17 protein-coding genes and 1 tRNA gene are annotated in these 19,043 nt (G+C 70.6%); 7 read left to right on the top strand and 11 right to left on the bottom strand.

What is annotated here, in order from left to right; all coding sequences use genetic code 11:
• Positions 1-86: 86 nt before the first annotated feature.
• Both ABD169_RS03780 and ABD169_RS03775 read right to left on the bottom strand, forming a co-directional pair.
• The gene (locus ABD169_RS03780; protein WP_344029512.1) at positions 87-1,700 is read right to left on the bottom strand and encodes an ABC transporter substrate-binding protein; all 1,614 of its coding nucleotides are present in this window, start codon (positions 1,698-1,700) and stop codon (positions 87-89) included.
• Positions 1,701-1,755: 55 nt separating this feature from the next.
• The gene (locus ABD169_RS03775) at positions 1,756-2,961 is read right to left on the bottom strand and encodes an amidohydrolase family protein (RefSeq protein WP_344029510.1); all 1,206 of its coding nucleotides are present in this window, start codon (positions 2,959-2,961) and stop codon (positions 1,756-1,758) included.
• Positions 2,962-3,037: 76 nt separating this feature from the next.
• On the opposite strand from ABD169_RS03775, the gene ABD169_RS03770 reads away from it, so the two are divergent.
• From ABD169_RS03770 to ABD169_RS03755, 4 genes are all read left to right on the top strand, one after another.
• Positions 3,038-3,424: a DUF2568 domain-containing protein gene (locus ABD169_RS03770; RefSeq protein WP_344029508.1), complete on the top strand. Its 387-nt coding sequence runs from the start codon at positions 3,038-3,040 to the stop codon at positions 3,422-3,424.
• Positions 3,425-3,478: 54 nt separating this feature from the next.
• On the top strand, positions 3,479-4,528 hold the full coding sequence (locus ABD169_RS03765) for an Atu2307/SP_0267 family LLM class monooxygenase (RefSeq protein WP_344029506.1): 1,050 nt from the start codon (positions 3,479-3,481) through the stop codon (positions 4,526-4,528).
• A 62-nt stretch (positions 4,529-4,590) separates the two neighbouring features.
• A complete protein-coding gene (locus ABD169_RS03760; RefSeq protein ID WP_344029504.1) occupies positions 4,591-5,256 on the top strand; it encodes a YoaK family protein in 666 nt (221 codons plus the stop codon).
• A 187-nt stretch (positions 5,257-5,443) separates the two neighbouring features.
• A tRNA-Met gene (locus ABD169_RS03755) sits at positions 5,444-5,520 on the top strand.
• Positions 5,521-5,649: 129 nt separating this feature from the next.
• Here ABD169_RS03755 and ABD169_RS03750 read toward each other — a convergent pair.
• From ABD169_RS03750 to ABD169_RS03725, 6 genes are all read right to left on the bottom strand, one after another.
• On the bottom strand, positions 5,650-6,717 hold the full coding sequence (locus ABD169_RS03750; RefSeq protein ID WP_344029502.1) for a C45 family autoproteolytic acyltransferase/hydrolase: 1,068 nt from the start codon (positions 6,715-6,717) through the stop codon (positions 5,650-5,652).
• 80 nt (positions 6,718-6,797) lie between these two features.
• Positions 6,798-7,628 (bottom strand): ABC transporter ATP-binding protein, encoded by an 831-nt coding sequence (locus tag ABD169_RS03745; RefSeq protein WP_344029500.1) that lies wholly within the window; start codon positions 7,626-7,628, stop codon positions 6,798-6,800.
• Entirely contained in the window at positions 7,625-8,479 is an 855-nt protein-coding gene (locus ABD169_RS03740; protein ID WP_344029498.1) for an ABC transporter ATP-binding protein, read from the bottom strand. The genes ABD169_RS03745 and ABD169_RS03740 overlap by 4 nt, the downstream gene beginning before the upstream one ends.
• A complete protein-coding gene (locus ABD169_RS03735; protein ID WP_344029495.1) occupies positions 8,479-9,414 on the bottom strand; it encodes an ABC transporter permease in 936 nt (311 codons plus the stop codon). Before ABD169_RS03735 ends, ABD169_RS03740 begins: the two co-directional genes overlap by 1 nt.
• Positions 9,411-10,361: an ABC transporter permease gene (locus ABD169_RS03730; RefSeq protein WP_344029492.1), complete on the bottom strand. Its 951-nt coding sequence runs from the start codon at positions 10,359-10,361 to the stop codon at positions 9,411-9,413. Before ABD169_RS03730 ends, ABD169_RS03735 begins: the two co-directional genes overlap by 4 nt.
• Before the next feature lie 24 nt (positions 10,362-10,385).
• Entirely contained in the window at positions 10,386-12,041 is a 1,656-nt protein-coding gene (locus tag ABD169_RS03725; RefSeq protein ID WP_344029490.1) for an ABC transporter substrate-binding protein, read from the bottom strand.
• 198 nt (positions 12,042-12,239) lie between these two features.
• On the opposite strand from ABD169_RS03725, the gene ABD169_RS03720 reads away from it, so the two are divergent.
• The gene (locus ABD169_RS03720) at positions 12,240-13,268 is read left to right on the top strand and encodes a LacI family DNA-binding transcriptional regulator (protein WP_344029486.1); all 1,029 of its coding nucleotides are present in this window, start codon (positions 12,240-12,242) and stop codon (positions 13,266-13,268) included.
• Positions 13,269-13,324: 56 nt separating this feature from the next.
• Positions 13,325-14,224: a helix-turn-helix domain-containing protein gene (locus ABD169_RS03715; protein ID WP_344029483.1), complete on the top strand. Its 900-nt coding sequence runs from the start codon at positions 13,325-13,327 to the stop codon at positions 14,222-14,224.
• A gap of 24 nt (positions 14,225-14,248) precedes the next feature.
• Here ABD169_RS03715 and ABD169_RS03710 read toward each other — a convergent pair whose 3' ends face one another.
• Positions 14,249-15,484, bottom strand: a complete 1,236-nt coding sequence (locus ABD169_RS03710; RefSeq protein ID WP_344029480.1) for an MFS transporter — start codon at positions 15,482-15,484, stop codon at positions 14,249-14,251.
• 241 nt (positions 15,485-15,725) lie between these two features.
• Here ABD169_RS03710 and ABD169_RS03705 point away from each other — a divergent pair, with 241 nt between their 5' ends.
• Positions 15,726-16,235, top strand: coding sequence for a hypothetical protein (locus ABD169_RS03705; protein WP_344029477.1), 510 nt, complete (start codon positions 15,726-15,728; stop codon positions 16,233-16,235).
• 91 nt (positions 16,236-16,326) lie between these two features.
• Here the strand turns inward: ABD169_RS03705 and ABD169_RS03700 are convergent, their stop codons facing one another.
• Positions 16,327-17,979, bottom strand: coding sequence for an amidohydrolase (locus ABD169_RS03700; RefSeq protein WP_344029475.1), 1,653 nt, complete (start codon positions 17,977-17,979; stop codon positions 16,327-16,329).
• 155 nt (positions 17,980-18,134) lie between these two features.
• Complete coding sequence (locus tag ABD169_RS03695; RefSeq protein WP_344029472.1) at positions 18,135-19,040, bottom strand: carbohydrate ABC transporter permease; 906 nt, start codon at positions 19,038-19,040, stop codon at positions 18,135-18,137.
• Between the last annotated feature and the right edge of the window lie 3 nt (positions 19,041-19,043).

The following is a 19,043-nucleotide window of genomic DNA, read 5'->3' as shown; positions in this document are numbered from 1 at the left end:
AGCGGGCACCGTCATCCTGCGCGAGCTTGCGAGTCGCAGGATCCTGCAACTCCTCCGCCGCGCGGGATGACGAAGGCCACCGGTACCTACTTCGAGATCCAGGCGTCCTGGAACCGGATGCTGCCGTTCGGGCGCACGACCAGGCCCTGCACCTTCGCGGTCGTCGCCTTGAGATTGCTCGGGTAGAACAGCGGGATGTAGGGCACCTGCTGCGCGAGGATCTGCTGGATCTCGACGTAGATCTTCTTGCGGGCGTCGCCGTCGGGGGTGGTGCGCCCCTCGTGCATCAGCTCGGTGACCTTCGCATCGGTGTAGTGGGTCCAGTACGACTTGCTGAAGCCGTCGGGATCGGCCTGGAAGGTGACGAGCCCGTTCGGATCGGGTGCGTCGGACTGGCCGCTGTTGATCATGAAGTCGAACTTGTACGCCTTGAACCGCTCGCGGAACGCGGCGAGGTCGATCTGCTCGATCTTGACCGTGATCCCGATCTTCGCGAGCGCCTCCTGCACGATCTGCGCGATCTGGGCGCGCTGCGAGTTGCCGCTCGCGATCATCAGTGTGGTCTCGAAGCCCTTCGGGTACTTCGACTTCGCGAGCTCCGCCTTCGCCGCCTCGGTATCGAACCCGAGCGCGATGCCCTTCTCGGTGTCGGCCGAGTACTCGATGGTGGGCGGGATCAGGCTGTTCGCGACCTCGGCGGTGCCGAACGTGGTCGCCTTCGTGATGCCGTCGCGGTCGAGCGCGTGGGCGATGGCGCGGCGCACGTGCTCGTCGGCGAAGCGGGGATCCTGCGTGTTGAAGAACAGCTGCTCGATCTCCCAGGAGCCGGTCTTCACGAGCTTCGTAGCGGATCCGGACCCGAGCTGCTTGGCGGCGGAGGCCGGCACGTCCTCGATCGCGTCGATCTGGCCGGCGGTCAGCTGCTGCTGCAGCTGGGTGTCATCGGGCACGACGGTGTAGACGAGCTTGTCGAGGTGGGGCTTGCCCGACTGCCAGTAGTGGGTGTTCTTGGCGAAGACGAGGTCGCCGTTCGGATCCCAGGACTCGACCGCGAAGGGGCCGGTGCCGACCGGTTTCTTGAAGAACTCGGCCTCGGTCTTCCCCCCGAAATCCTTCGGGAAGATGCCGTTGGCGAAGCCGGAGAGCTCCGAGAGGAACGGGGTGTACGCCTGCTTCAGCGTGATGACGACGGTGTTCTTCGCGGCATCGCCCGAGCCCGGTTCGATCGAGGCGATGGGCGCTTCGAGCGGCAGCGGTCCGCCGACCTTCAGGTGGCGTTGCAGCGAGAACACGACGTCGGCCGGGGTCATCGCGGTGCCGTCGGAGAACTTCACGCCGGAGCGCAGGGTGAAGGTGTACACGAGGCCGGCCTGGTCGATCTCGTACTTCTCGGCGAGCCAGGGCACGATCTTGCCCGTCTCGTCGAACGACACGAGCGGTTCGAACACCTGGTCGATCGCGAAGGCGTTGTTCGCGGTGATCTGCTGGTTCAGGTCGAGCGAGTCGACGGCGGCGGCGCGGCCGAGCTTCAACTGGCCGCCCGACACGGTCTTCGCAGTGGCGTCGCCCGATCCGCTGCCACCGCTCGCGGGGGCGCAGCCGGCGAGCAGCAGCGCTGCGGCAAGGGTGGCGGCGGTCGCGGCGGCGAAGCGCTGCGCGCGGCCGGTGCGGGATCGCTTGGGGATCACGGTGGTCCTCATTCTCGAGTGTGCGGTGCGGGTGGAAAAGGCGGGGGCGCGGGTGGGCGGGCCGCGATCACGGGTCCAGGTCGGCGGCCCGGGGCAGGATCGTGCGCCCGCCCAGGATCACGGCGTCGACCGCCGACGGGTCGCCGATCGCGTCGCGGTTCGCGGGGTCCGACGGGTCGACGTTCAGCAGGACGGCGTCGGCGATCTCGCCCGGGGCGATCCGGCCGCTCGGTGCCGGGGAACCGGGTCCGGCGACCGCGGCGAGCAGTTCCGCGCCCGTGCGGGTCGCGGCGACGAGCGCGTCCTCGGGGGTGAGTCCCGCTTCGACGAGCGCGGCGAACTCACGCAGCGCCGTGCGGTGCTGCTCCGGGGTGCCGGAATCGCTGCCGAGCGCGATGCGGAGTCCCGCGTCGCGGGCGGTGCGCACGGCGCCCGGGTGCGCGGCGACGGCCTCGTCGACGCGCGGGCCGAAGGCCCCGGGGAGTTCGCCGGCGTCGATCATGCCGCGGACCTGGCGGTAGATGCGGAGTGTCGGCACGAGCACGAGCCCCCGCTCGGCGGCGCGGGCCGCCTGCGCGGCGGTGAGGAACATGCCGTGCTCGATGCTCGCGGCGCCCGCCTCGATCGCGTGGTCGACGGCCGCCCCGCCCCAGGCGTGCACCATGACGCCCGCACCAGTCTGCGCGGCGAGCCGGACCGCGGCGGTCGTCTCATCGAGCGAGAACACCGGGTCGAGCCGCGAGCCCTGCGGCGACGCGACGCCGGCCGTCCCGACGAGCTTGATCCACCGGGCACCCGCGACGAGCGCGGCCTCGGCCGCGCGCTCGACACCGCCCGCCGCATCGGCGGCCTCGCGGTCGATCAGCACCTCCGCGGTCTGCACGCGCGGACGCGCGTCGACCTCGATCGCCCGGAGCGAGTCGGAGCGGAGCCCGCCGGCGTCGCGCACGCTCGTCGTGCCGCGCAGCAGCATCGCGTGCAGGGCCCGGCGCGTCAGCTCGACGGCCTCCGCCTCGGGGATCGCGTCCCGGTCGGCGGCGTCGAACGCCTGCCAGGCGGCGTGGGTGTGCGCGTCGACCAGGCCGGGGATCAGCCAGCGTCCCGAGCCGTCGATCGTCGCGGTGCCGGTGTCGCCACCGGCATCGGCCGAGGGCGCTCCCGGAGCGCCGTCGGTGCCGACGAACCGGCCGTCGCGCCAGGCGATGTCGACGGGCGCGCCGAACCGGCCGTGCTCGTCGAGCACGCGCGCGTTCGCCACCCCGCCTTGGTTCATGGTCACACGCTACCTCGGCGGACACTCATGGACCACTCGGGCGATTCCCCGCTGAACCACAACGTAAACTAGAGGGGTGACCGGCCTCGATACTCCCCCCAGCACCCCCGCTTCCTCGCCCGCGGATCCCGCGAAGGCGATCCTGACGACGCTGCGCGGCGTGCTGCACCTCATCGCCATCGCGATCGTGACCGCGTGGGGCTTCATCGGCTGGCCGCTGCCCTTCCCCGGCATCCTCACCGGCATCGGGTTCCTGGCACTCGCGGTGCTCCTCTGGGCGCTGTTCCTGTCGCCCCGCCCCGTGCTGCGCACCGACCGCTTCGGCGAGGCGCTCGTCGAGCTCCTGCTCTTCGCCGGCGCCGCGGCCGCGCTGCTCGTCATGGGTGTGCACTGGGGCTGGGCCCTCGGCTTCGGCGTGGTCGCCGTCGCCGTCGGCTACATCGCCGCGTCGCGCAAGCGCTGACCTCCGCAGGCCCGCCCGCGGAATAGCCCGCGCCCGCTCGGCGTTCTCCCGGGCATGAACGATGCACGCACGCAATCCGTGATCCTCGGCCTCGACACCTTCGGCGACGTCACCCGCTCGGCCGACGGCGAGCGCACCTCGCACGCGAAGGTGATCCGCGACGTCGTCGAGCAGGCCGTGCTCGCCGACCGCCTCGGCGTCGACGCCATCACGCTCGGCGAGCACCACCGCGACGACTTCGCGATCAGCTCGCCCGAGATGGTGCTCGCGACGATCGCGGGCCGCACCGAGCGGATCCAGCTCGGCACGGGCGTCACCGTGCTCTCGAGCGACGACCCGGTGCGGGTCTACGAGCGCTTCGCGACGCTCGACGCGCTCAGCAGCGGGCGCTCCGAGGTGATCCTCGGCCGCGGCTCCTTCACCGAGTCGTTCCCGCTGTTCGGCTACGACCTGGCCGACTACGAGACCCTCTTCAGCGAGAAGCTCGAGCTCTTCGCGCGCCTGCGCGGCGAGGGGCCCGTCACCTGGTCGGGCCGCCACCGCACCGCGCTCGTCGACCAGGAGGTGTTCCCCAAGACGGAGCAGCCGGACGGCGTGCGCGCCTGGATCGGCGTCGGCGGCAGCCCGCACTCGGTGCTGCGCTCGGTGCAGGTCGGGATCCCCATGATGCTCGCGATCATCGGTGGAGATCCCGCGCGCTTCCTGCCGTTCGCGAACCTCTACCGGCAGACGCAGGACGAGCTCGGGCGCGAACCGATGCCGCTCGGCGTGCACTCGCCCGGCCACATCGGCGCGAGCGATGCCGAAGCGCGCGACGAGCTGTGGGAGCACTGGGCCGACAACCGCAACCGCATCGGCCGCGAGCGCGGCTGGCCCGAGGCCCGGCGCGAGGAGTTCGAGGCGGAGGCCGACTCGGGTTCGCTCTACGTCGGATCGGCCGAGACCGTCGCGCAGCGCATCGCACGCACGGTGCGCACCCTGGACGCCGACCGCTTCGACCTCAAGTACGCGAGCGGAACCATGCCGCACGAGCAGCTGATGGCCTCGATCGAGCGCTACGGCCGCGACGTGATCCCGCGGGTGCGGGAGCTGCTCGCCGACTAGCAACCGGGGATCCCGCCCGCACGGATTCGCTCCGACCGGGCGAAGCCGGATACAACTGAAGCATGCAGACGGTCTCGCGCGCCTCCTTCGGCGGATCCCTGCTGCTCGCCGGAGCCGCCGGGTTCGTCGACGCGATCGGCTTCATCCTCTCGGGCGGCCTCTTCGTCTCGTTCATGAGCGGCAACTCGACGCAGGCGGGGGTCGAGGTCAGCCGGGGCGAGGTGCAGACCGCAACGGTCGCGCTGAGCCTGGTGGCCGGCTTCGTGCTCGGCGTGCTGGCCGGCCGGGTGCTCGGGCTCCTCACGGAGCGCGTGCGGATCGGCGGGAGGATCCTCGGCCTGGGCGCGGCTCTGTTCGCGGCCACGGGGATCGTCGCGCTGTGGCCGCACCCCGGTTTCTCGCTCGCAGCCCTCGCCGCGGTCATGGGCGCGATGAACACGCTCTTCATCGTCGCCGGCCGCGCGCAGGTCGCGATCACCTACGCGACCGGAACGCTCGTGAGCTTCGGCATCGGCCTCGCGGACCGCATCGTCGGCGGTCACCGTGGCGGGTGGGTCCGACCGCTCCTGCTCTGGGCCGCGATCACCCTCGGCGCGCTGCTCGGCTCACTCGCCTGGCGGGCCATGGGCGCGCTCGCCCTGCTCGTCGCTGCGGGCGGGCTCTGCGTGCTCGGCCTGGCCCAGATCGTCCGGGCCGTGCGCCGCGACCGCAGCAGCGGCCAGCCCTGAGCCCAGCATCCCTGGCCCGGGCCCCGTTCGCTGCCAAACGCCGAGGTGCCCCGTGTTGGGGTTATGCGAACGGATAACCCCAACACGGGGCACCTCGGTGCTCCCGAGCAGGTCGTGGCGGCGAGCCACGCCGGGGCGCACGTCGATTCGCGATCGCGCCCGGTTCGCCGATAGCGTTGAAGGGTGCCGCGGGGTGGAGCAGTTCGGTAGCTCGCCGGGCTCATAACCCGGAGGTCGTAGGTTCAAATCCTGCCCCCGCAACCACGAGGAAGGCCCTGACCCGGAGAGATCCGGATCAGGGCCTTCTGCTGTATCGGCGGAACCGCGCGAGCGCCCGGCTCGGACGAGGTCGCCCGCGCGGTGCGCGGGCGACCTCGGGCACGCGCCGCGCGCTCAGCCCGCGACGCTGATCTCGCGCCACTCCCCCGTCGCCGCATCGGTCGGCATGCCGTCGAGGATCCGGATCGAACGCCGCTCGGGATCGGTGACGATCGTCGCGAGGGTCGCCCAACGCTCCCCGTAGCTCTTGGCCATGTCGGCGTGGCAGGTGAGCGGCGGCTGCCCCTCGCCCGAGACGAGCAGTTCGACCAGAGCCGACGTGTCGGCGGGGCCGCCGTCGGCGATGCGATCGCGCACGAGCGCCAGCCGCTCCGAGGAGTCGGGCTCGTAGATCTCGGACTTCTGCCCGCCGAGCGGCTCCGCGTCCTGGAAGTGGTTGGTGCGCTGGACCGATCCCGCGACCTCCTCGATCACGAAGACGCCCGCGGGGCTCATCTCGACCGAGACGGCACGATCGGCGTCGAGCATGGTGAACGCCGACGACGACGCGATGGGTGCGCTGCGGATCAGCGCGATGGCCTCGTCCACCGAGGCGCACTCGGTCAGCACGATCGACGACAGCACGTGCATGGGCACGCCCGACGGACCGTCCTCGCGGTGGCCGAGGATGTTGAAGTGCAGGGCGAGCCCCGCCTCGTTCACGCCGATCTTGCTGACGATGCCCTGCTCGGTGAGGCCCGCGTAGCGGTAGCCCGGTCCGTCGACCTCGTGCGTGTGCCAGAACGGGGCCAGCTCGATGTGCCAGTCCCAGGTCTGCACGGCGCGGTGCCGGCCGTCGATCACGGCGGTCACGGTCGAGCACTCGCTCGAGGCCGCCTTGCCGAGGGCGAGGATCTCGGTGCGCGCGTTGAGCGCGACCACCTGGGCGAGGGTCAGTCCCGAGCCCTCCGCGATCCCGGCGAGCTCCTCGACGACCGCGGGCCGCCAGGCGGCGAGCGCCGCGATGACGCGCTCGGCGCCCTGCCGTTCCGTCTCCTCGTCGACTCCGAGGATCCGGAACAGCTCGGCGTACTTCGCGTAGGCGGCCGGAAGCGAATCCCGCAGCTGCGATCCGCGGCTGCGCCCGAGCTCAGCACGGGTCTCTCCCGAGACTCGCAGGTGAAGACGCTCGGTGGTGGTCATGGTGATCCTCTCGGTTCGGTGGAATGGTGCGGGCCGGTCGGCGGAGCGCCGACCGGCCCGCGGGGCCCGGGGGCCCGGGGTCAGACCGCGGCGCCGCCCAGCAGGGTGTCGCGCAGTCCGCGCTGCGGCTTCCAGCCCGGCCTGGGGGCCGAGGCGATGAGCAGTCGGGTATAGGGCTCCTGCGGTCGGTCGAGCACGTCGCTCACCGTGCCGCGCTCGATGATCCGTCCCGTGCGCATCACGACGACGTCGTCGGCGATGTCGCGCACCACCGAGAGGTCGTGCGTGATGAAGAGGTACGACAGACCGTGCTCGGCGCGCAGCCGCTTGAGCAGGTCGAGCACCTGGGCCTGCACCGACACGTCGAGGGCCGAGACGGCCTCGTCGAGCACGATGATCTTCGGCTCGGCCGCGAGCGCACGGGCGATCGCGACGCGCTGTTTCTGCCCGCCCGAGAGGGCACCGGGCTTGGCGTCGGCGTGGCGCTCGGTGAGGCCGACCTCGTCGAACAGCTCGAGCACGCGGGCGCGGCGCCCGGCGCGATCGAGATCGGGGCGGTGCGCGCGCAGCATCTCGTCGATGGTCGCCGAAACGGGCAGCGAGCGGTTCAGGGATCCCTGAGGGTCCTGGAACACCATCTGCACGAGCTTGGCCCGCTCGCGGAGCGCGCTCCGGGCGGTGGTCGGCTTGACCTCGGTGCCGGCGATGCGCACCGAGCCGGAGTCGGCGCGCTCGAGGCCGACGACCACGCGGGCGAGGGTCGACTTGCCCGATCCTGACTCGCCGACGACGGCGAGGCAGGTGCCCGGCCGCAGCTCGCACGTGACGTCGTCGAGCGCGGCGACGCTCGCGCCGCGTCCGAGCTTGAAGGTGCGCTTCAGGTGCTCGACCTGGATGATCGGCTCGCTCATGCGTCCGCCTCCTCGTTCGTGCCGTGATCCCCACCGCGGTCAGCACCGCGGTTCGCCTCGTGCCCCTCGGGGTACAGCATCGGCCGCGCCGCCATGAGGGCCCGGGTGTAGTCGGTCTTCGGGTGGTCCCGGATCTCCTCCGGGGTGCCGACCTCGAGGATCTCGCCGTCCTTCATCACGGCGAGGCGATCGCAGACCGCGGCCGCGAGGTCGAGGTCGTGCGTCACGAAGATCATCGAGAGGCCGTGCTCGCGCCGCATCTCGTCGAGGATCGCGACGACCTCGGCCTGAGTGGTCACGTCGAGCGCGGTGGTGGGCTCGTCGGCGAGCAGCAGCTTCGGCTCGCCCGAGATCGCTCCCGCGATCACGACGCGCTGCAGCATGCCGCCCGAGAGCTGGTGCGGGTACGAGGCCAGCACGCGATCCGTGTCGGTGATCCCGACCTGGCGCAGCAGCTCGGCGGCGCGCTCGCGCGCTTCGGCCTTCGGCAGGTTCCGGGCGTCGCTCATGCCCTCGATGAGGAAGCGTTCGACGGGCAGCACCGGGTTGAGCGCGCCGTGCGGGTTCTGCGCGATGAGCGCCAGGTCGTTGGCGCGGATCCTCCGCAGCACGTCGCCGGACGCGGCCAGCAGGTCGGTGCCGTCGAGTTCGACCCGCCCCTCGACCCGCGCCCCGGAGGGCTCGATGCCGAGGATGCACTTGAGGGTCATGGACTTGCCCGAGCCGGATTCTCCGACGAGGCCGAGCGCCTCCCCCTGCCGCAGCGCGAGCGTGCTGCCGTGCAGGATCTCGGTCTCCTGCCCGGTCTCGGGGTCGACGACGGTGAGGACGAGGTCTTCGATGTTCAGCATCAGCGGGTCCTTCCTGCTGCTCGGCCGCCGCCGAGCTGCTCGCCGACGTAGCCGAAGGCGGCGACGGTGATCACGATCGCGAGACCGGCGAAGACGCTCTGCTCCCAGAAGCCCTGCTGCAGCGAGGCCTGCCCGTTCGAGACCATGAGGCCCCAGTCGGGGGTGGGCGGCTGCACGCCGAGCCCGAGGAACGAGAGCGCGGCGAGCTCGATCATGGCGTAGCCGAAGTTGATGGTCATGCCGGTGAGGATCTGGGTGCGCACGTTCGGCAGGATGTGCCGCACCGTGATGAGGAACCCGGAGATGCCCTGCAGCTGCGCCGACGAGACGTAGGGCAGGCCGCGCTCGCGGAGCGCGACGGAGCGGATCACTCGGGCGGAGTACGGGGTGAAGCCGATGGCCAGCGCGATGGACGCGGTGAGCAGCGACGGTCCGAAGATCGCGACCGCGAGGATCGCGAGGAGCATGTTGGGGAACGCGAAGAGGATGTCGAGCACGCGGCTGATGAGCGCGTCGACCTTGCCGCCGAACCAGACCGCGGTGAGGGCGAGCGTGGTGGCGAGCGTCGCCGCGATGAGCACCACGAGCGTCGGCCCGAGGAGGCTCGTGCGCGCGCCCCAGATGATGCGCGAGAAGATGTCGCGCCCCGACTGGTCGGTGCCCATGAGGTGCGCGAGGCTCCACGCCTCGTGCCGGCCGGTGACGCTGCCCGCGAAGGGATCCTGCGGGGCGATGATCGGCGCGAACACCGCCATCAGCACCACCAGCACGATGATCGCGAGGCTGACCACGCCCACCGGTCCGAGACGGCGCACGAAGCGGCGCCAGCCCGAGATCGGGGCGTCCGCGCGGTGCTTGCGGATCAGCTGCACCGCGACCGTGTCCTGGGACCGGGTGTTCGTGCCCGGCCCGCCCTTGAACTTCCGCTCGTTCATCGTGCCGACACTCCCTTGCTCAGCCGAACGCGTGGGTCGATCACCGCGTAGAGCAGGTCGACGATGAGGTTGATGATGCCGAAGGCGAGCACCATGATGAGGGCGATCGCCTGCACCACCGCGAAGTCCTTCTTCTGCACCGAGTTCACGAGCAGCGCGCCGAGCCCGTCGAGGGTGAAGGCGTACTCGATCACGAACGCGCTGGCGAGCAGGCCGGCGATCTGGGTGCCGAGCACCGTGCTCACGGGGAGCATCGAGTTGCGGATCGTGTGCCGCCACAGCACGAGCTGCTTGGGCACGCCTCGCGCGATCGCCATGACCACGTGCTCGGATCCCTGTTCCTCCCGCACCGCGGTGCGCGTGATGCGGGCCACGACGGCGATGCCGGGGAACGCGAGCGCGATCGCGGGGAGCGTGAGGTGCCAGAGCCGGTCGCCGAAGCCCGTTCCGGAACCTGAGACGGGGAACCAGCCGAGGTTCGAGCCGAACACGAACATGAGGATCAGCGCCGCGAAGAAGGTCGGGACCGCGAAGCCCAGGTTCGAGCCGAACACGACGAGCTTCTCGAAGACGCCCGAGCGGGTCGCGGCGAGGACGCCGAGCCCGACGCCGAAGACGCCGATCAGGATCGCCGCGAACGCCGCGAGGAAGAGCGTGGTCGGGAGGCGGGAGGCGACGAGGGAGGCCACATCCTGCTGGGTGAGCAGGGAGCGGCCGAAGTCGCCCTGGATCACTCCGACCAGCCAGTGCCAGTAGCGGAGCAGGAAGGGATCGTCCAGGCCGTACTGCGCGCGGATCGCCGCGAGCACCTCCGGGGTCACCGTGCGCCCCTGCACGAGGAACTGCTCGGGGCTTCCCGGGGCGAGGTACATGCCCGAGAACACGATGAAGCTGGACACGATAAGCACGGCGACGAGGGCGCCGAGCCGTTTCAGGACGTAGGTCATGGACGATCCCTTCCGCGGGGTCGCTTACTCGGCGGAGCCGAGGTCGGCGGCCCAGGGGTAGTACAGGTAGACGAACGACGCGGGCGCGCCGGTCACCTTCTTGTTCAGGTACATGCGCACGGCCAGGTCGTCGATCGGGACCCAGGGCTGCTGCTGCATGACGAGCGCCTCGGCGTCGACGGTCAGCTCGGCGCGCTTCTCGGGATCGGTCTCGGCCTTCGCCTTGTCGATCGCCTGGTCGACCGCGGGGTCGGAGAAGCCCGAGTAGTTCTGCTGGCTGCCGGTGTAGGCGACGTTCTCGAGGTGGTTGAGCGGCGACGGCGAGCTGAGGTAGTTCGTCGTGACGAAGCCGTCGTAGCCCGCGCGGGCCTTCGGATCCGAGAAGAAGGCACCGAACTGCGCACTGGGCACGCCCGTGGGCTGCAGGGTGAGGCCGAGCTTCTTCGCGCCGTTCGCCATCTCGTTCAGGATGTCGGCGTAGAAGCTGCGCTCGGACGGGTACGCGATCTTGATGGGCTTGGTCAGGTCGACCTTCGCGTCCTTCAGCTCCTTCTTCGCGGCCTCGATGTCGTAGCTCAGGTCGGGCAGCTTCTCGTCGCGCAGCTTCGCGACGCCCGGGTAGCGGTTCCAGGGGCCCTGGGGCACGATCGAGCGCGACGGGGTCGCGGTGCCCTCGTAGACGGTGTCGGCGATGGCCTGGCGATCGGTCGCGCGGGTGAGGGCGCGGCGCACTGCGGGATCGCCGAAGGTGCCGTTGCCGGTCGAGATGATGGCCATGATCTGCATGCCCTGGCCGTAAATCAGCGAGCCGGTCGTGCTGCCCGAGAGCTCGCCGAGCGCCGGCAGCGGCACGTCGTAGGAGCCCTGGATGTCGCCGCTCTTGAGGCCGGTCGCGATGGCGGTCGGATCGACCACGAAGCCGATCTCGACTTCCTTGGCCTTCGCCTTCTTGTCGGCGTTCCAGTAGCCGTCGAAGCGCTTCAGCGTGATCGACTGGCCCTGCTTCCAGTCACCGGGGGTGTAGGACATGGGGCCGGTGCACATGATGCCGGTGTCGGGGTTGCCGTAGTTGGCGCCCGCAGCCTTGCGCTGCTTCTCCTGCACGACCGCGCCGAGATTGGTCGAGAGGTCCTCGTCGAGGATCGTGTTCGGCTCCTTGAGCTTGAGCGTGATCTCGTGATCGCCGGTCTTCTCGATGCTCGTGACCTTGTCGAAGCTGGACGCCAGGTAGCTGCCTTCGTTCGGGTCGAGGTGGCGCTTCAGGCTGAAGAGCACGTCCTCGGTGGTCATGGGCGAGCCGTCCCAGAACTTGACGTCGTCGCGCAGTTCGAAGGTGTAGGTCTTGCCGCCGTCCGAGACCTTCGAGCTCTTCGCGAGGTTCGGCTTGATCGAGAAGTCTGGCTGCATCTGGAACAGCGACTCGCACAGGTTGGCGATGATCGTGTTCTCGGGGTAGTTGAACGCCTTGACCGGGTCGAGCGTGGCGAGCTCGCCGTAGGTCGAGTTCCACGTCACCTTGTCGATGTCGCTCTTCGCCGCGGGCGTGGTCTGCTCCAGCTTGGAGTCGTCGACCTTCCCCTCGCCGCTGCTGCCGCCGCGCGCGCCCGATGCGCACCCGGCGAGCGCCAGACCCGTGACTGCTAGGAGGGCGACTGCGACCCTCGTCTTCGCGAATTTCACGATGAGTTCTCCATTCGAAGTTTCGTCATTGAATCCCCTGACGTCCTGCGTGCGCCGGACGAGACCCGGGAGCGAGAGTAACACCCAAAACGATTTGGGCAAAACGTTTTGGGTATCACTTTTCGATAACGGGTCAATCCGGGGGCGAAGTCGAACGCGCATACGATGCCGGGGGCCGGAACGGGCTATCCTGACCGAGTGAAACCCAGTGGGAGACCGACGATCAAGGACGTGGCGAAGGCGGCGGGCGTCTCGCCGACCACGGTCTCGCACGCGCTCAACGGCAAGGGCGTCGTACGCCGCGAGACCGTCCAGAACATCGAGCGGATCGCCGCCGAGATCGGCTACCGCCCCAGCGCGATCGCGCGCGGGCTGCAGAACTCCCGGCTCGGTCTCCTCGCCCTCGTGATCCGCCCCTTCCACAGCCTCGACACGTTCCTGCCCGAGGGCGTCGACTACTTCCTCCGCATCGCCGGCTCCGCGTCGCTGACCGCCATGGAGCACGGGTACAGCATGATGCTCGTCGACGACCCCACCCGTCCGGGAGTGCCGCTCAGCGCCCTCGCCGCCGACGCCTACATCGTGACCGAGCCGTTCGAGGACGACCCGGTGCTCACCATGCTCACCGAGCAGCGGATCCCGTTCGTCACCGTCGGCGCGGACCCCGCCCGGCGCGGCGAGTTCCTCGAGATCGACGAGGGTGCGGAGCAGCAGGCCAGCCTCATGATCTCCCACCTCGCCGAGGTCGGCGCGCGCCGCATCGCCCTGGTCACGGGCACCGACCGCAACGACTGGAACCTCGGCTCGATCCGCACGCTCGAGGCCTGGGCCGCCGAGCGCGGCCAGGAACCGCTCGTCTTCGCGATGCCCGAGGCCGAGGGCGAGCACGCCGGCGAGACGATCGTGTCGCACTTCCTCGACGGCGACCCCGGGAACCGCCCCGACGCGATCTTCTGCCTCACCGGCCGGCACGCCGCCGGCGTCACGGCCGCGGCGATCCGGCGCGGGATCCGGGTGCCCGAGGACCTGCTGGTGGCGGGCGGATCCGGCGCCATGCAGAACCGCACCTCGAGCCCCACCGTGACCACGCTCGACCTGCATCCCGAGGAGACCGCGCGGCGCGCGGTCGAGATCGCGGTGCGGCTCGCGGAGGGCCGGGACCTCGAGCTGCCGCTGACCGTCCCCTCGGCCACCCTCGACATCCGCGAATCGACGACGCGGAGCTGAGCCGCCCGACACGCCGGGAGCGGAATAGCGGAGCCCCCGCTGTGGTTGGCTCTGTCATGGCCCAGACTCTCGAACCCGCGGAGACCGCGATCGACCGGGTGCTCTCGGGCGTCGACGCCCGGCTGCTCCGGCAGCACCGGGTCGACCTGCGCGCCGGCGAGCCCGTCGCGATCCCCGGCGGCGCGGTCGCGCTCGTCTACGTGATCTGCGGCTCGCTCCGTGCCGAGCCGAGCGGGCGAGCCGCCGTCTCCGAACGCGGGATCCCCGGGACGCTCGACGCCGGCGACGCCCTGCTGTTCACCGATCCCCGCGCCGTGCTGCTGCACGCGGCGGAGGACGCGTTCGTGCTCGTCTCGTCCCTCGAACTCCCCGCGACGGACGACGGGATCCTCGGGCTGCTGCCCGCGTCCCTGTACGTTCGGGACCTGCCCGGCAGCGATCCCGCGGTCGCCGCCCTCGCGGCGCAGCTGGGGCCGAAGCTCGGCAGCGGCGACGATCTCTGCGCCGATCAGCCCGGCAGTTCCGTGGTGTGCCGGATGATGGCGAACACGGTGCTCGTCTCGGTGATCCGGGCGTGGGCGATCCGGGGCTGCGCACCGGCCGGCTGGCCGTCGCGCACGGGCGACCCGTTCCTCGACCGCGTCGTCGAGGCCGTGCACGCGGAACCCGGCCGCGAGTGGTCGCTCGAGGATCTCGCCCGCACTGGAGCCATGTCGCGCTCGGTGTTCGCCGAGCGCTTCCGCGGGGCGCTCGGGATCTCGCCCGCGAGCTACGTGGCCGAGGTGCGGATCCGGTCCGCCCAGGATCTGCTCGCGCAGGGCCGGGGCGTTTCCGAGGTGTCCCGCGCGATCGGATACGGATCCGATGAGGGCTTCAGCCGCGCGTTCCGGCGCCGCACCGGCCTCACCCCCTCGGCCTGGCGCTCCGACGCGCTGCTGCGGGCGTCGAGGGTCTGACCGCGACGCCCGCGCGGCATCCGCTCAGCGGCGCTGCAGGCGGTGGTGCGCCTCCGAGATCCGGTCCGAGAGACCGAACTGCACGGCGCCGAGCAGCAGCAGGGCCGCCCCGACCGCGTAGACGGGGGCGATGCCCATCGCATCGACCAGCGCCCCGCCGATCCCCGCGGCGATCATGATCCCGCTCTGGAACCCGACCACGACGAGGCTGCCGCCCGCCTCGAGCATGTCGGGCATGCGGTGGCCCGCCCAGGTGTTCGCGATGAGCAACCACGAGGCGAAGAAGAAGCCCCAGACGAACACCGCGGCACCCGTGGCCCACAGGGATCCCGATGCGGCGATGACGAGCAGCAGGAGTCCCGCGATCACGACCGGCGTGAGCACCGCGAGCACCCGGTACGCGCGATCGACCACGAAACCGAACACGATGTTGCCGATCAGGCCGCCGACGCCGAAGAGGGCGAGCAGCACGACGATGGTGTCCGCCTCGACCGGAGTCCCGCCCTCCTGCACCCGCTCCAGCGCGACGCGCACGTAGGTGTAGGCGAGAAAGTGGCCGGTCACGACGAAGATGTTGGCGATCACGCCGAAGCCGATCCCGGGACGGCGCAGCGCCGCGATCAGCGTCGAGAGCTTCGCGGAGCGCTCCGCGGGCACCGCCGGGAGCAGCCAGCGCAGCACGACGGCGAGCAGCGCGCTCGCCACGGCCGCGACGGCGAACACCCCGCGCCAGTCGATGGCCTCGCTGAGCATCACGCCGAGCGGCACACCCGCGACGGTCGCGAGCGAGACGCCGGCCGAGTTGAACATGACCGCGCGCCCAAGCCGCTCAGGGCCCGCGATCTTCGCCGCGACCGAGATCGACATCGACCAGAACCCCGAGATCGCGGCGCCGAGCAGGAACCGGGCGAGGATCACGAGCAGCAGGTTCGGCGCGACCGCGACGAGCGCGTTCGACACCGCCGCGGTGATCGAGAGCCAGACCAGCAGAGAGCGCCGATCGAGACGCGGGAACAGCAGGCCGACCGTGGGCGCGGCGAGCAGACCCGCGAAGGCCGTGACGGCGACCATCTGGCCGGCCTGGCCCGAGGTGACGCCGAGTCCATCGGCGATCCGGGTGAGCATGCCGCTCGGCAGGAACTCCGCGGTGACCAGGAAGAAGCTCATCAGCATCATCGCGATCAGGGCACCGTAGTTGAGACGGCCCGGCTTCGCGTCTGCCTGCATGGGAACGATGGGGACGGGGGCGGTGGTGGTCATGGTTCCATGCTGGCCGAGCGCGGGCGGCGGCGCCCGACCTCGGGTCTGGGACATCCGACCGATCGTCCGGGTGGTGCGCGTCTCGCTGCACAGGAGATCCGGCGCCAGAAGGAGAGAATCCGGCGATTCGTCCTTCTGACGCCGGATCTCCTTCGGAAGGAACCGATTGCCACCCTCTGCGCACCCATGCGCCTATTGTTTTACTATCGGTACAGGGGGACTATTTTCGAAAGGAACGCGCATGCAACCCGAATCTCTCCTGTACGTCTGGAGCGAGACCATCCCGAACTGGATCATGGCGATCGCGGCGGCGGGCGCCGCGGTCGTCTTCGTCTGGCGCAGACAGGATCGACTCGCGCAGCAGCGTTCCGCCGATGACGAGGTTCGACTGGGCGTGCGAGCCCAATGGGTCAAACTCACCACCGCCTCCGGGTCCAGAGCATGGGGCGTCCTCGTCTCGAACACTCTCCCCTCGGACGCCCTGCACCTCCGCGTCTTCAGCACCGGAAACACGCGCTCCTCGGACGGGCGTTTCACCTGCGCGTCCATCGCCGCGCGTACCCAGCACTTCTTCGAGTCCAGCAGCAAGGAAGGCGCAGTTTGGGAGTTTCCGCGTGAGGTCCTGAACACTGAGACCATCACCCAGCTCACTCGCGGAAGCAAGTCCGTCGACCGGGTCGAATTCACCTACCTGGGTCGCGAGTTCACCCACGACGGCACCGGAGCCGCCCTCCCCGTGTCGGCCGAATAGGCCGGGAAGGAGATCCGGCGCAGGAAGGAGGAAAACCGGCGATTCGTCCTTCTAACGCCGGATCTCCTTCGGAACACCGGAGCCGAACCGCCTACGCCCCGACCACGCGCCCGCCGTCGACGAAGGTCGCGAGCACCGGGTTCACGGCCTGCGCCTCGGGCGACAGGCCCATCGGATCCGCCGCGAGCACGGTGAGGTCGGCGACCGAGCCCGGATCGAACCGCCCGCGCGGCGCATCCCCCGCGCCAGCGCCAGCGCCCGCGACATCGCCAGCGCCGCCGAACAGCCCCGCGGGCACGCTCGTCATGCTGCGGTAGGCCGCAGCGGCATCGATCTTCTGCTCGGGCTGGTGCTCCCCGCGATCCGGTTCGCCGACCGGCCGCCGCAGCTGGGCATCCGCGAGCGAGACCCGCGGGTCTCCGACTCCGATCGGCCAGTCCGAGCCGAGCACGACGGGCGCACCCTGCGCGATCAGGTCGCGGATCCGCCAGCCGTGCGCGACCCGATCCGGCCCGATCCGACGCGACCAGTTGTCGCTCCCGTCGGCCTCGGTGAGGCGGGTGGCGTGGGTCGGCTGGATGCTCGCGACCACGCCGAGCTCGGCGAAGCGGGCGACCGTCGCGTCGGGGATCGACTCGATGTGCTCGATGCGGTGCGGCGCGGAGGGCGCGTGCCCGACCTCGGCGACGACATCGAGCACGAAGTCGACCGCGGCATCGCCGATGGCGTGCGTCGCGGTCGGCACGCCGCGCTCGGTGAAGAATCGCACGGCCTCGCGGTAGGCGTCGGTGCTGCGCCACAGCGCCTCGTGGTTCTCACCCAGGCGATCCGGCTCGGCGAACCAGGCGGTGCCGTTGTCGGCCGTCCCGTCGAGCATGAACTTCGCCCCGTCGACCCGCCAGCGCCGTCCGCCGACCCCCTGCAGCGCAGCGATCCCGGCCCAGACCTCGGGCGTCGAGTCGGCGGGCACGAGCGGATAGACCCGCACCCGCACCGGCAGCTCGCCGCGCCGTTCGAGCTCCTCGTAGAGCTCGCGCGACGGCTCGTGGAAATCGAGCGCGTGCACCTCGGTGAGCCCGGTCTCGGCGAAACCCCGCAGCGCGTCCGCCAGGTAGTCCGCCTGCACCGCCAGCGGCGCCTGCGGCAGGTGGGCGAGCACCAGGTCCATCGCCTGCAGCTCGAGCACCCACCCGGTCGGCCCGCCCGCGTCGGCCACGATGGAGGAGGCGTCGGCGAAGACCTCGTCGCCCGTCAGCCCGATCCCGGCGACGACCGCGGGGCTCACGACGAGTGCGTGCGCGTCCCGGGTCATGAGCGACACGCGCCGCCCGGGCAGCCACTCCTCGAACACCCGCCCGTTCGGCTCGGCCCCCTCGAACGCGTTCACGTCGAGGTCGTAGCCGGTGATCCACGCATCGGGATCCGCCGCGGCGCGCGCCGCTTCGAGCCGCTCGCGCAGCTGCGCGAGCGAGGTCACGCCGCCGAGGCCGAGGCTGCCGCCCTGACTCTCGGACCCCCAGACGGGGTGGGTATGGCAGTCGATGAGGCCGGGCAGGATCGCCGCGTCGCCGCCGAAGTCGATGACCCCGGCGGCGGGGTACGCCCGCTCCAGCTCCGCGCCGCCGACCGCGACGATGCGGTCGCCCGCGATCGCGAGGTGCGTGCCGAGCGATTCGGGTCGGCTCCCCGCAGTACCGAAGTCGATCAGGCTCCCCGCTCGCAGGATCGTTTCGGCGTCGCGCACGGAAGGCTCCTCGGGGTTCGGCGTCGCGCCGACGTCGCGACGCTTCTTGGTCGAGCGACCAATAACATGCGCAACGATACCCCCGAACCCCGCGAACGCTCAAGGGCCGGGCCGCGCGGGAAGCGCGGCCCGGCCCTTGCAGGCGCCCGAAGCGACTACTTCACGCTGCCGGCGGTGAGCCCGCCGACCAGGCGCTTCTCGATCAGCATGAACAGGATCACCACGGGCAGGATCGCGACGAGCGACACCGCGAACACGTACTGCCAGCTCGTCTCGTACTGCCCCACGAACTTGGTCAGCGCGACCGAGAGCGGCTGATTGCCCGCGGTCTGCAGGATCACGAGCGACGCCGCGAACTCGTTCCAGCAGGCGACGAAGGTGAACACGATCGCGGTCACGATTCCCGGCCAGACGAGCGGCAGGTTGATCTTGAAGAGCACGGCGAAGCGGCCGGCCCCGTCGATCTGCGCCGCCTCGTCGACCTCCTTGGGCACGCCGGCGAAGAAGGAGTGCATGATCCAGACCGCGAACGAGAGGTTGAACGCCGCGTTCACGAAGATCATCGCGGCCCAGGTGTCGAGCAGCCCGAGCGCCGAGAACTGGCGGAACAGACCCGAGGTGAGCACCGCGGGCTGGAGCATCTGGGTCACGATGACCAGGAACAGGAAGACCATGCGGCCGGGGAACCGGAACCGCGCCGTGTAGTACGCCGCCGGGAGCGCGACGAGCAGCACGAGCAGGGTCGCGAACACCGAGATCACGATCGTGGAGATCAGGTTCTGCAGCAGCGGCGTCTCGGGCGTCGACCACATCGACACGAAGTTGTCCCAGTGGAACTCCTTCGGGAAGTAGGTCGGGTCGACCGAGCGGATCTCGGACTTGGTCTTGACCGCCCCGAAGAACATGATCGTGTAGGGCAGTACGAAGATCACGAGCACGATGAGGCCCGCGAGCATGCGCAGGGCCATGCGGCCCGGGGTGACCCGTTCGGTGCGCACCCTCTTGGCGCGGCGCCCGACGGGCAGGGTCATGGTGCGGGTGCTGGGTTCGACGACGGCCACGGC

The sequence above is a fragment of the Leucobacter iarius genome (genome assembly GCF_039530105.1).
In the GTDB taxonomy this organism is placed as follows: domain Bacteria; phylum Actinomycetota; class Actinomycetes; order Actinomycetales; family Microbacteriaceae; genus Leucobacter; species Leucobacter iarius.
The sequence above is the reverse complement of the archived record's forward strand: the minus strand, read 5'-3'. Positions and strand labels throughout refer to the sequence as shown.

Excerpts from the sequence above, each read along its gene's own strand:
- ABD169_RS03740 (WP_344029498.1), bottom strand. The coding sequence starts at position 8,479 with ATGCTGAACATCGAAGACCTCGTCCTCACCGTCGTCGACCCCGAGACC.
- ABD169_RS03730 (WP_344029492.1), bottom strand. The coding sequence starts at position 10,361 with ATGACCTACGTCCTGAAACGGCTCGGCGCCCTCGTCGCCGTGCTTATC.
- ABD169_RS03760 (WP_344029504.1), top strand. The coding sequence starts at position 4,591 with ATGCAGACGGTCTCGCGCGCCTCCTTCGGCGGATCCCTGCTGCTCGCC.
- ABD169_RS03775 (WP_344029510.1), bottom strand. The coding sequence starts at position 2,961 with ATGAACCAAGGCGGGGTGGCGAACGCGCGCGTGCTCGACGAGCACGGC.
- ABD169_RS03750 (WP_344029502.1), bottom strand. The coding sequence starts at position 6,717 with ATGACCACCACCGAGCGTCTTCACCTGCGAGTCTCGGGAGAGACCCGT.
- ABD169_RS03765 (WP_344029506.1), top strand. The coding sequence starts at position 3,479 with ATGAACGATGCACGCACGCAATCCGTGATCCTCGGCCTCGACACCTTC.
- ABD169_RS03745 (WP_344029500.1), bottom strand. The coding sequence starts at position 7,628 with ATGAGCGAGCCGATCATCCAGGTCGAGCACCTGAAGCGCACCTTCAAG.
- ABD169_RS03715 (WP_344029483.1), top strand. The coding sequence starts at position 13,325 with ATGGCCCAGACTCTCGAACCCGCGGAGACCGCGATCGACCGGGTGCTC.
- ABD169_RS03710 (WP_344029480.1), bottom strand. The coding sequence starts at position 15,484 with ATGACCACCACCGCCCCCGTCCCCATCGTTCCCATGCAGGCAGACGCG.
- ABD169_RS03705 (WP_344029477.1), top strand. The coding sequence starts at position 15,726 with ATGCAACCCGAATCTCTCCTGTACGTCTGGAGCGAGACCATCCCGAAC.
- ABD169_RS03780 (WP_344029512.1), bottom strand. The coding sequence starts at position 1,700 with ATGAGGACCACCGTGATCCCCAAGCGATCCCGCACCGGCCGCGCGCAG.
- ABD169_RS03735 (WP_344029495.1), bottom strand. The coding sequence starts at position 9,414 with ATGAACGAGCGGAAGTTCAAGGGCGGGCCGGGCACGAACACCCGGTCC.